11 protein-coding genes and 1 tRNA gene are annotated in these 10,070 nt (G+C 61.0%); 3 read left to right on the top strand and 9 right to left on the bottom strand.

Going from position 1 to position 10,070, the window contains the following annotated elements; genetic code table 11:
- Positions 1–172 precede the first annotated feature (172 nt).
- Positions 173–1,096, bottom strand: a complete 924-nt coding sequence (locus ACF8R3_RS15030) for a LysR family transcriptional regulator (RefSeq protein ID WP_058637914.1) — start codon at positions 1,094–1,096, stop codon at positions 173–175.
- 158 nt (positions 1,097–1,254) lie between these two features.
- Here ACF8R3_RS15030 and ACF8R3_RS15025 point away from each other — a divergent pair, with 158 nt between their 5' ends.
- Positions 1,255–2,286 (top strand): sigma-54-dependent Fis family transcriptional regulator, encoded by a 1,032-nt coding sequence (locus tag ACF8R3_RS15025; protein ID WP_196126148.1) that lies wholly within the window; start codon positions 1,255–1,257, stop codon positions 2,284–2,286.
- Positions 2,287–2,374: 88 nt separating this feature from the next.
- Positions 2,375–3,157 (top strand): SDR family NAD(P)-dependent oxidoreductase, encoded by a 783-nt coding sequence (locus tag ACF8R3_RS15020; RefSeq protein ID WP_058637913.1) that lies wholly within the window; start codon positions 2,375–2,377, stop codon positions 3,155–3,157.
- A 27-nt stretch (positions 3,158–3,184) separates the two neighbouring features.
- Here the strand turns inward: ACF8R3_RS15020 and ACF8R3_RS15015 are convergent, their stop codons facing one another.
- The 8 genes from ACF8R3_RS15015 to ACF8R3_RS14980 form a co-directional block, all read right to left on the bottom strand.
- Positions 3,185–4,147 (bottom strand): glutathione S-transferase family protein, encoded by a 963-nt coding sequence (locus ACF8R3_RS15015; RefSeq protein WP_058637912.1) that lies wholly within the window; start codon positions 4,145–4,147, stop codon positions 3,185–3,187.
- 94 nt (positions 4,148–4,241) lie between these two features.
- Complete coding sequence (locus ACF8R3_RS15010; protein WP_392515821.1) at positions 4,242–5,243, bottom strand: glycosyl transferase family protein; 1,002 nt, start codon at positions 5,241–5,243, stop codon at positions 4,242–4,244.
- Positions 5,240–5,575 (bottom strand): TusE/DsrC/DsvC family sulfur relay protein, encoded by a 336-nt coding sequence (locus tag ACF8R3_RS15005; protein WP_392515820.1) that lies wholly within the window; start codon positions 5,573–5,575, stop codon positions 5,240–5,242. Before ACF8R3_RS15005 ends, ACF8R3_RS15010 begins: the two co-directional genes overlap by 4 nt.
- Positions 5,572–5,868 carry a sulfurtransferase complex subunit TusB gene (gene tusB / locus ACF8R3_RS15000; RefSeq protein WP_058637909.1) on the bottom strand — a complete coding sequence of 99 codons (297 nt, stop codon included), beginning with the start codon at positions 5,866–5,868 and terminating at the stop codon, positions 5,572–5,574. The genes ACF8R3_RS15005 and tusB overlap by 4 nt, the downstream gene beginning before the upstream one ends.
- Positions 5,868–6,227, bottom strand: coding sequence for a sulfurtransferase complex subunit TusC (gene tusC / locus ACF8R3_RS14995; RefSeq protein ID WP_058603445.1), 360 nt, complete (start codon positions 6,225–6,227; stop codon positions 5,868–5,870). The genes tusB and tusC overlap by 1 nt, the downstream gene beginning before the upstream one ends.
- Positions 6,228–6,620 carry a sulfurtransferase complex subunit TusD gene (gene tusD / locus ACF8R3_RS14990; protein WP_058637907.1) on the bottom strand — a complete coding sequence of 131 codons (393 nt, stop codon included), beginning with the start codon at positions 6,618–6,620 and terminating at the stop codon, positions 6,228–6,230.
- 68 nt (positions 6,621–6,688) lie between these two features.
- The gene (locus ACF8R3_RS14985) at positions 6,689–8,068 is read right to left on the bottom strand and encodes a nucleobase:cation symporter-2 family protein (RefSeq protein WP_078478355.1); all 1,380 of its coding nucleotides are present in this window, start codon (positions 8,066–8,068) and stop codon (positions 6,689–6,691) included.
- Positions 8,069–8,295: 227 nt separating this feature from the next.
- The gene (locus tag ACF8R3_RS14980; protein ID WP_023534840.1) at positions 8,296–8,967 is read right to left on the bottom strand and encodes a Bax inhibitor-1/YccA family protein; all 672 of its coding nucleotides are present in this window, start codon (positions 8,965–8,967) and stop codon (positions 8,296–8,298) included.
- 254 nt (positions 8,968–9,221) lie between these two features.
- Between ACF8R3_RS14980 and ACF8R3_RS14975 the strand changes: the two genes are divergently transcribed.
- Positions 9,222–9,311 (top strand) — tRNA-Ser (locus tag ACF8R3_RS14975).
- Positions 9,312–10,070 lie beyond the last annotated feature (759 nt).

Below are 10,070 nucleotides of genomic sequence, written 5' to 3'. Positions count from 1 at the left end.
GAGCAAAGTATCGAGGGTGAGCAATTGAGCTGCGCCCTAAAAGTGGACGGATGTCCAACATTTGGGGCGCAGCTCAAATACCTGTGGGAGCGGCCTCGCGCCGCGATGGGCCGCACAGCGGCCCCAGGATTTCAGCCCCACATGGCCGGTCGCCGGCCTCCAGACCAGATACTCACTGCTCTGAACCGCGTTGCGCCTCATCCTCTCGGGTCGCCTGTTCCCCGGCTTGCAAGGCCGTTTCGACGAAGGTGGCGATGCAGGGGTTGTGATTGTCGGCCTTCCACACGGCCACCACTTCGATCACCGGTGCTTCGCGCAGGGGCCTGAAGCTGGTACTGGCCAGGCGCATGTTGCGCATCGACCGGGGGACCATCGCCACCCCCAGGCCTTCGCCCACCAGGTTGACGATGGTCTGCTGCATGTTGATCTCAAGGCCGATGTTGGGGGTGACTCCATGCTGTAGGCAGTAGTTGCAGATCATGTCATGCAGGGCAGGGGCAATACGCCGTGGCACGATGATGAAGGTTTCACCGGCAAGCTCACGTGGCTCCACGACGGTTTGCTCGGCCAGGCGGTGGCCGGGCGGCAGTACCAGGGTCATTTCCTCGCGGTACAGCGTGACGGTTTCCAGGCCTGTGCAGTCCTGAGGCCGGTACATGATCGCTACATCCTTGTTGCCACTGGTAATGTCCTGGGCCAGGTCCAATGGCAGCGTCTCGGTCAACTTCAAGTTCACCTGGGGGAACAGCGCGGCATAACGGCGGGTGATCGCCGGTGTGATGCTGTAAGCGGTGGACATCATGAACCCCACGGAAAGTGCCCCTGCCGCACCGCGCGCGGCGGCCAGTGCATTGCGCTTGGCTTGCTCGAAGGCTGCGAACACCGTGCCGGTATCGAGGTAGAAGCGCTGGCCGGCCTCCGTCAGCTCGACCCTGCGCCGGGAGCGGTCGAACAGCTTGACCCCAAGCTCTTCCTCCAGAAGCGCAATTTGCCGCGACAGCGGTGGCTGTGAAATATGCAGGCGCTCGGCCGCTCGGCCGAAGTGAAGGGTTTCGGCCAGCGTGCGGAAGTACTGCAGATGCCTGAGCTCAATCATGATGCTCTCGAAGGTATCAGTCGATGCATGATTATGTATTGGAAAATATAACTGCGCCTCCCTAATGTGAACCGTGCAACGTCATTCGGCCGAGGCGGCGTCACAAGCCCGCCAGTCGACATAGTCAAAAGCTATAGAACAAGAAAAAGGTGACGCTAATGACCGCTTGTAACCCTGCCGTTCGTGCGCTCCAACCCGTCGTGGAGGCGTGCAACATCGCTCAAGACAGTGACCCTGTGGTGCGTCAGGCCTTTAACCGGGCCTTGCGGCTGATAGAGCGTGGCATTGCCGTACTGATCCGCGGAGAGACCGGTACCGGCAAGGAAATTCTCGCCCGCGCCCTGCACGCGCACAGTCAACGCCGCGGTGCACAACTGGTGGCGCTCAATTGCGCGTCCATTCCCGAAACCCTCATCGAAAGCGAGCTGTTCGGCTATAGCCGCGGGGCGTTCTCGGGTGCTTTACCGGGCGGCAAGAAAGGCAAGGTTCAGCAAGCCGATGGCGGCGTGCTGTTTCTCGATGAAATCGGCGACATGCCCCTGGAACAACAGACGCGCCTGCTACGGGTGATTGCCGAACGTGAGGTAACGCCCCTGGGTGCCGAGCGCAGCATCCCAGTCAACTTTGCGCTGGTTTGCGCGACGCACCAGGACCTCTCGGCACGGGTTGCCGAGGGCAGTTTCCGCGAGGACCTGTTCTATCGCATCGCCACGGGCGTGGTGCAGTTACCGCCGCTGCGCGAGCGCCAGGACCGTGGCGAGCTGTTGTGCAACATGGTGGCCCATGAATTGCCAGGCTGTGATCCACGCCAGGTACTGGCGCAGGTGTGGAGCTTGCTGATGGCCCACTCCTGGCCGGGGAATCTGCGCCAGATGCGGGCGGTCGTGCGTTACGCCTGCGCCGTGATGGAAGGCCCGCGAATGCTGCGCAGCGATCTGCCGCTGGACTTCATCGAGCAGTGCCAGACCCCGGCTGCGTTGCCTGCCAACATCACGCCCATCCGCCGGGCGGCGCCTTCAGGCGATGAGCGCAGTGAGGTGTTACAGGCCTTGCAGAGCTGCCGCTGGAACATGTCGGCGGCGGCCCGCGCTCTGGGGATCTGCCGGCCCTCGTTGTACCGGGTGATGCGCCGGCTGGACATTCCCCCGCTCAAGGAGCAGTTGGCGCTCGGCGCCTGCGGCACCGCGTGATGCCCTGACCCTCCAGTACCTTAGACGACCGCCTGCTGCCAATGAGCAGGCGCGCCTGGCTGCGGCCATTTTTTGATGGATGACGACCATGAGCACTCCCGTTGTGCATGCTGCACTCAATTTCACCCTGACCGGCCGCACGGCCCTGGTAACGGGCGCCGCCCGTGGCATTGGTCATGCGATCGCCACGGCACTGGGCCAGGCCGGTGCCCGAGTAGGGGTGTGCGATTTGGATGCCGAGGCGGCCGAGACGGCTGCGGCTCGGTTGCGAGAAGCCGGGATCGAGGCGGTTGGCGTGGGAGCGGATGTTGCCGATGAGGTTCAGGTCCAGGCCATGGTGAACCAGGTGGAAGCCTTGTTGGGAGGGGTCGACATCCTGGTCAACAACGCAGGCATCGTCTCGACTGGCCCTTTGCTGGAGGTCACCACCGCGGAATGGAACCGGGTGATGGCCATTGACCTGAACAGCGTGTTTTTCTGCGCCAAGGCCGTGCTGCCGGGCATGATGGCGCGCCAAAGCGGGCGCATCATCAATATCGCATCGGTGGCAGGTAAGCGTGGGGGTGGCTTGCTGGGTAATAGCTGCTACGCGGCGGCCAAAGGCGCGGTGATCGCCTTGACCAAAGGACTGGCGCGAGAAGCCGGCCCCTATGCCATCACCGTCAACGCGGTGTCGCCGGCACTGACCGACACCGAGATGACCAGCGCGCTGGCGCCTCAGGCCAGGGCAGAAGTGCTCGCACAGATGCCGCTTGGCCGCGCCGGCACGCCCCGCGACATCGCCGCCGCCGTATGCTTCCTGGCCTCGCGGGAGGCCGGGTTCGTGACCGGCGAGATCATGGACGTCGATGGCGGGTTCATGCGCGACTGATTCGGTCTGGGCAGGGCACAGGCTAGTTCAGCTCCCACCCCATATACCCTTGCCGGGCAAGCGTGCGCGATCATGGGGCAGCCTGAAGTCCAGCAGCGGCCCCTTTGGCACGATGCCATTGGGGTTGATGGTGGTATGGCTGAGGTAGTAATGGTTCTGGATGTGCTGCATGTTCACCGTGTCGGCTACCCCTGGCCATTGATACAACTCGCGCAGCCAGTGGGTCAGGTTGGGGTAGTCGCTCAGACGGCGCAGGTTGCACTTGAAATGGCCGTGGTAAACGGCATCGAAGCGCACCGCCGTGGTGAACAGGCGTACGTCGGCCTCGGTGAGGTACTCGCCTGCCAGGTAGCGGTGTCGGCTAAGCACATCTTCGAGGTGATCCCATTCGCTGAACACCTCGTCGAAGGCCGCTTCGTAGGCCTGCTGTGTCGTCGCAAAGCCTGCGCGGTAAACGCCGTTGTTGATGGCCGGGTAGATGCGTTCGTTCAAGGCGTCAATGTCCGCTCGCAACGGTTGCGGGTAGAAGTCGAGCAGGTTGCCGGTCAGCGAATTGAAGTCATGGTTGAAGATCCGCACGATCTGCGCCGACTCGTTGTTGACGATGTGGTTCTCTTGTTTGTCCCACAGCACCGGTACGGTCACGCGCCCGGTGTAATGAGGGTCGTCCTGGGTGTAGCGCTGGTGCAGGTACTGGAGCCCGTCGAGGTGATCGCCCGAAGAGCCGTTCTGGCGGTCGAAGGTCCAGCCGTCACCTTGCATCAACCAGCTGACCACCGACACGTCGATCAGCGGCTCGAGGCCTTTGAGCGCGCGCATGATCAGAGTGCGATGAGCCCAGGGGCAGGCCAGCGAAACATACAGGTGGTAACGCCCCGGCTCAGCGGCAGGCAATGGGTTGCGCCGCTGTGAGTCCTCACGCTTGAACGCGCCATCCTTGCCATTTTCGTACCACTGGTCATGCCAGCGACCGTCGACCAACAGGCCCATGATGAGCTCCTTAACAAAAGCGATTTGTCTTTGGAGCCCAGTCTAGAGAAAGACGTTCGAAGCAATAGCGCAAAGAGTGGGGCGGTATGATCGGTTAAATCGATCGATTGCGATCAGCCCACCACGCTTGCGCGCGGGCAAACGCCTGCTCGCGGTCTTGCCCCAACCCGCGAAGCGCCAGCGCCATGGTGGCCAGCACTGCTTTTTGGGCATAGCTGTCTTCAACCTCACCTCGCCAGAAGGCCAGCATGTGCTCAGGCTCAAGCGTTGCCGGCTTGACGTGGCGCCGCTCGCTCAGGGCAGGCCATTCTTCGTCCCAGGCTTTGCCGTCAGTGGTGCCGTAGAGATGGCTGAGCACATCCGGGTTCACCTCGATTTCGCCACCATCACCCTTGATCACGATCGCATGATCGCCCAACAAGCGACTGGCCTCGCGGTGTACGGCCTGGTAACCCGGGTGGAAGATGCTCTGCAGGCCACAGCGTGCGCCGAGCGGGTTCAGCACCCGTGCGAGGGAGTGGATCGGCGAGCGCAGGCCCAGAATGTTCCGCAGGTCGATCATGCGCTGAAGTTCAGGCGCCCAGTCCTGCAGTGGGAAAAAGGCCAGGTGGTGCTGGTCCAGGGCCTCACTGACGGCCTGCCAGTCGCGGCACAGGGGAATGTGCAGCAGCGTGAGCAGTTGTTCGCTGTACAGGCGGCCTGCGGTGTGCGCACCGCCACCGTGCATCAGGATACGCACCCCATTGCCGGCCAGGCACTTGGCGGCCAACAGGTACCAGGGCAGATGGCGCTTCTTGCCGGCATAGCTCGGCCAGTCGATGTCCACGGCCATGGCAGGCGCTTGCAAGTGCGCGCGCAGCGCTTCGGTGAAGCCGGCGAGCTCTTCTGCGCTTTCTTCCTTGTGCCGTAGCAGCATGAGAAAGGCGCCCAGCTGCGCGTCTTCGACTTTACCCTCAAGCAGCAAGGTCATGGCGGCGCGGGCTTCTTCGCGTGTCAGGCCGCGCGCGCCACGCTTGCCTTTGCCGAGGATGCGCACGTACTCGGCGAAGGGGTGTTCAGCGGGGGTTTCCAGGGTAAGCGGGCGTAGGCTGGTCATATGCAATTGGTCGGCTTGGGCAGGCCCGCCAGTTTGGCGGCAAGTTTGGCGGGAGTGCCATTGAACAGGCGATTGAGATGGGCGCTATTGCCCTTTTCCGGGCCTAGCTTGAGCGCTGCGTATTTGATCAGGGGGCGCGTGGCGGGCGAGAGCTGATACTCCTGGTAGAACGCGCGCAGCAATGACAGGATTTCCCAGTGGTCAGGCGTCAGGTCAATGCCTTCGCGGGTGGCCAAGCCTTGCGCGGTGGCCGTTGACCAATCCTCAAGGTTGACCAGAAAGCCGTCCTGGTCCAGGGCAATGGCCTTGCCTTCGATATCGAGCGTGTTCATAACCAGCTGTTGACCTTGTCATGGTGCAGGGACAGCGCAACGAAGCCTGGGTAGTCGACCGTCGTTGCCAGCGAGGACGCAATGGCCCTGGCCTGAATGTCTTCTTCCAGTGCATAAAGGCGACCGATTAACTGGGCCTGCTCCAGCAAACGCAACGGCTCGCTGCCTGGGAGCAGGGCGTAGACCGCATCGCCACACAGCAGCACGGCGTCTTCGCTGCCGAGCAAGCGCAGGCAGCTGTGAAGGCGTTCGTCACCAAACGGGGAGTGGGCTATTACATGCAAGGTTGTCATCAGAGCGTCACCACTTCGTCGAACTGTGCGATCAAAGCCGCAAGCTGCGCATCGTCAAGTACCTCTACCGGCAGGCCAAGGCTTGCGTGCGTCATGCCGCGCCGAGCCAGGCTATGGCCACAGACGTACAACGCGTCTACGCCGAACATGGGCAGTGCCTGCAGGTTGGCAGCCAGGTTTTTTTGCTCGAGGGCGGTAGGGTGCTGGTCGCAGGCCAGCTGGAACACGCCATCGTCCAGGAACAGCACGCCCAGCGGCAGATCGAAGGCGCCGCCGGCCAGGACGATATCCAGCGCTTCGCGGGCAGACAGCCCGCTCCAGGGCGCCTGGCGACTGATGATCAACATGGACTTGGCCATTCAGTCGCCTCCAAAGCAGATCAGCCGGTCGGCCGTTTGCGCCGCTTCATGCAACTGACCAAGCCCGGACAGTTCCCAGGGTTGCTGCAGATTCACGGCAGGGCGTTGATAGCGGCTGGCTTCGCGTTCGTCCAGTACGCCACGACGCAGGGCGGCGGCGATGCACACCACTGCATCGAGCTGATTGGCCTGAACGAACGTGCGCCATTGCTGCGCAATGTCCTGTTCGTCCTGAGGGGCTACCACGTTGGACGATGCACTGTGCACCCCGTCCTGGTAGAAGAACAAGCGGGTGATGCCGTGCCCCGCAGCCAGCGCTGCCTCGGCAAAGCGCAGCGCCCGGCGGGAAGCGGGTGCCTGTGCGGGGGAAAACACCGCGATAGCAAATTTCATGGCGAACTCGTGCTATTGAATCGCGCCATGATAAACAAAAAGGCCTGACTGCTGCAGGCCCGTGGTATTCAGGCCTTTGCCTGGCCCTCGGGCAGGAACCAGTTGAGTACCAAGGCACAGATGCCTCCGGTAGCAACACCTGACTCCATCACGTTGCGAATCGCCGCTGGCATATGGGCAAGAAATTCGGGTACCTGCGCTACGCCCAGGCCCAAGGCCAGCGATACGGCGATGATCAACAAGGCGCGGCGATCGAGCCGGGTGCTGGCCAGGATATTGATACCCGAGGCTGCCACTGCGCCGAACATGACCATGGCCGCGCCGCCCAGCACAGGCTCTGGAACCGCCTGAATCACCCCGGCAACGCTTGGGAACAAGCCCAGCAGTATCAGCATCCCCGCAATCCATACGCCGATGTGACGGCTGGCGATACCGGTCAGCTGAATGACGCCGTTATTCTGGGCGAAGATCGAGCTTGGGAACGTATTGAACACGCCAGCCAGCAGTGAGTTGGCGCCGTTGACCAGCACGCCACCCTTGATGCGCTGCATCCACACCGGGCCTTCCACGGGCTGGCGCGAGACCTTGCTGGTGGCGGTTACATCACCGATGGCCTCCAGAGAGGTCACCAGGTAGATCACCAGCATCGGGATGAACAGTGCCCAGGAAAAACCGAGGCCAAAGTGCAAGGGTGTCGGCACTTGGAACAGCGCGGCCTCGTGCATGCCGGTGAAGTCCAGGCGGCCCAGATAGCCGGCCAGGGCATAGCCCGCCGCCAGCGCGATGACGATGGCGCAACTGCGCAGCCAGACCACCGGTATGCGGTTGAGGATGACGATGATCGCCAGTACCACGCCTGACAGCAGCAGGTTCTCGCCGTTGGCAAAGGTCCCGTTGGCCATGGCGCCAAAACCACCGCCCATGCTGATCAGGCCGACCTTGATCAGCGTCAGGCCAATCATCAGCACCACGATGCCGGTCACCAGCGGGGTGATCAGCCGTTTGACGAAGGGCAAGATGCGCGAGACGCCCATCTCGACGAATGAGCCTGCAATGACCACGCCGAAAATGGCGGCCATGACGCCTTCCACAGGCGTGCCTTGCTTAACCATCAAGGCCCCGCCAGCAATCAGCGGGCCGACGAAGTTGAAGCTGGTGCCTTGCACGATCAGCAAGCCGGCACCGAAAGGGCCGAAGCGTTTGCACTGGATGAAGGTGGCGATGCCGGAGATGACCAGAGACATGGACACGATCAGGTTGGTATCCCGGGCAGAGACGCCCAACGCCTGGCAGATCAGCAGGCCAGGGGTGACGATCGGCACAATGATCGCCAGCAGGTGTTGCAGCGCTGCCAGCAAGCCGATGAGCAGCCGTGGCTTGTCTTCCAGACCCAGTACCAGTTCGTTGTCAGGCGCTGTTGCACCTGGGCTGTGTTCCTGTGAGCTCATTGCGCAGCGCTGCCCGTCTATAAAAAAGGAGCGCATTCTACGGGCAGAATAGGGAATGCGGTAGGGGAATACCGGTTAGCCGCCTGTTCGACGATCATCGCCTTTGTTACCTGACTTTTAGGTCAATAAGTATGGGCGCTGTACCGCTTTCAGACCGTGCATATTCGGTAAAAACCGCAGGCACAAAAAAGCCCGCGTAAGCGGGCTTCTTTGGACACAACGTTGGATTAGTCGTCACGACCCATGATGCCGAACAGCTGCAGCAGGCTGATGAACAGGTTGTAGATCGAAACGTACAAGCTGATGGTCGCCATGATGTAGTTGCGTTCACCACCGTGGATGATGGCGCTGGTCTGGAACAGGATGCATACCGACGAGAACAGCACGAAGCCGGCGCTGATAGCCAGTTGCAGGCCGCTGATCTGGAAGAAGAAGCTGGCCACGACCGCACCCAGCAGGACGAAGAAGCCTGCGGTGATGAAGCCGCTGAGGAAGCTCATGTCCTTGCGGGTGATCAGCACGTAGGCCGACAGGCCACCGAACACCAGCGCCGTCATGGCAAAGGCCGAACTGACCACTTCGGCGCCGCCGCTCATGCCCAGGTAGCGATTGAGGATAGGGCCGAGAATGAATCCCATGAAACCGGTGAGGGCGAAGGTGGAAACCAAGCCCCACACCGAGTCGCGCAGCTTGGCGGTGAGGAAGAACAAGCCATAGAAGCCGATCAGCACGACGAACACGTTCGGGTAGGCGAACCGCATCTGTTGTGAGATGAAGGCCATCAGGCCGCTGAATGCGAGGGTAAGTGCCAGCAGGCTGTACGTGTTGCGCAGGACCTTGCTGATCTCCTGCTGCTCGACCTGCTGGCCGTGATGTACGGCATAATCCTGTTCGCGCATGGCGACACTCCTTGGTGAACCTGTGATATGAAACGTCGAAGATGGTAGGAGTCTACCAGAGCTCCTGCAAGCCGCGACACAGAGAGTTTGACAGCGTGTTTCATTCCGGTATTATGGCGGCCGCAAAGCAGCTGGAAGCGTGGCCGAGTGGTTTAAGGCAACGGTCTTGAAAACCGTCGATGGGCAACTATCCTAGAGTTCTTATCTAAGGCCAATCCCAGCTGCATGCTTCAGTCAGTATTCCAGATGCATCCGGGGAATTGGCAGAGTGGTTGAATGCACCGGTCTTGAAAACCGGCGAACGTGAGAGCGTTCCCAGGGTTCGAATCCCTGGTTCCCCGCCAAATCGCAGTAAATAAAGGGCTCAGAGAAATCTGGAGCCCTTTTTTGTTGCTCGAAATTCGACCTCTGACAGGCGCGATCACGAGCGCCTATCAAGTGTGCAATCAGCCAGATGAATGCTACTGCACCTCATTGCACCCTATTGAGATCGTAATCACCCAACTGCATGCTTTGGGAGGCGCTTTTAGGGTGCAATTGGCCATCAAAGTCTCTGCTCCCCTTAGGGCTCCCAAAGCTGAGCAAGCTTGAGTTAGGTAAAACCTAGCTGGTGGTTGCCTGGCCGTCGCTATGTGTGAGGAGCATCGACCCGGGTGTGTAGCCATCGGTGAGCGCTCGGAACTAAATGAGTGGGCGGCAGTGCTCGGTGTTCTGGGAAGGTACCAGGGCATCAGTTCCGGGTAATTGAAGGTGTGGGCGAGGTAGCGGTGCCATTCTCGTTAGGTGAGCAGCATATCCTCTTCGTAGCTCCTGAGCAGGCAGCTATTTCTGCGAGTAGATCTTGAGGTGGGTCAGCGGCGTGGGGGAAGAGCGTCCCTGAGATAGGGAAAAATTTGGGGGAGGGGGCTGAAACAGTGTCGCACTTGTACGTACAAACGTGGACGAAGCGGTTGTTAGTGATAGAACCTCGACACTGTCAGTTGCTGCGCTTACGTGCATCATACAGCTCATGAAACGTGTGTAGTGCAGCTATGACAGAATGCAGGGCTGTCTTAGGCTCTGTCTGAAATCCCAAGAAACTGAAATGTGGCCCCGGAACAGCC

Origin of the sequence: Pseudomonas sp. FYR_7 (assembly GCF_043106155.1) — a bacterium.
Taxonomy (GTDB): Bacteria; Pseudomonadota; Gammaproteobacteria; order Pseudomonadales; family Pseudomonadaceae; genus Aquipseudomonas; species Aquipseudomonas parafulva_B.
The sequence above is the reverse complement of the archived record's forward strand: the minus strand, read 5'-3'. Positions and strand labels throughout refer to the sequence as shown.

Excerpts from the sequence above, each read along its gene's own strand:
- ACF8R3_RS15030 (WP_058637914.1), bottom strand. The coding sequence starts at position 1,096 with ATGATTGAGCTCAGGCATCTGCAGTACTTCCGCACGCTGGCCGAAACC.
- ACF8R3_RS15025 (WP_196126148.1), top strand. The coding sequence starts at position 1,255 with ATGACCGCTTGTAACCCTGCCGTTCGTGCGCTCCAACCCGTCGTGGAG.
- ACF8R3_RS15020 (WP_058637913.1), top strand. The coding sequence starts at position 2,375 with ATGAGCACTCCCGTTGTGCATGCTGCACTCAATTTCACCCTGACCGGC.
- ACF8R3_RS15015 (WP_058637912.1), bottom strand. The coding sequence starts at position 4,147 with ATGGGCCTGTTGGTCGACGGTCGCTGGCATGACCAGTGGTACGAAAAT.
- ACF8R3_RS15010 (WP_392515821.1), bottom strand. The coding sequence starts at position 5,243 with ATGACCAGCCTACGCCCGCTTACCCTGGAAACCCCCGCTGAACACCCC.
- ACF8R3_RS15005 (WP_392515820.1), bottom strand. The coding sequence starts at position 5,575 with ATGAACACGCTCGATATCGAAGGCAAGGCCATTGCCCTGGACCAGGAC.
- tusB (WP_058637909.1), bottom strand. The coding sequence starts at position 5,868 with ATGACAACCTTGCATGTAATAGCCCACTCCCCGTTTGGTGACGAACGC.
- tusC (WP_058603445.1), bottom strand. The coding sequence starts at position 6,227 with ATGGCCAAGTCCATGTTGATCATCAGTCGCCAGGCGCCCTGGAGCGGG.
- tusD (WP_058637907.1), bottom strand. The coding sequence starts at position 6,620 with ATGAAATTTGCTATCGCGGTGTTTTCCCCCGCACAGGCACCCGCTTCC.
- ACF8R3_RS14985 (WP_078478355.1), bottom strand. The coding sequence starts at position 8,068 with ATGAGCTCACAGGAACACAGCCCAGGTGCAACAGCGCCTGACAACGAA.
- ACF8R3_RS14980 (WP_023534840.1), bottom strand. The coding sequence starts at position 8,967 with ATGCGCGAACAGGATTATGCCGTACATCACGGCCAGCAGGTCGAGCAG.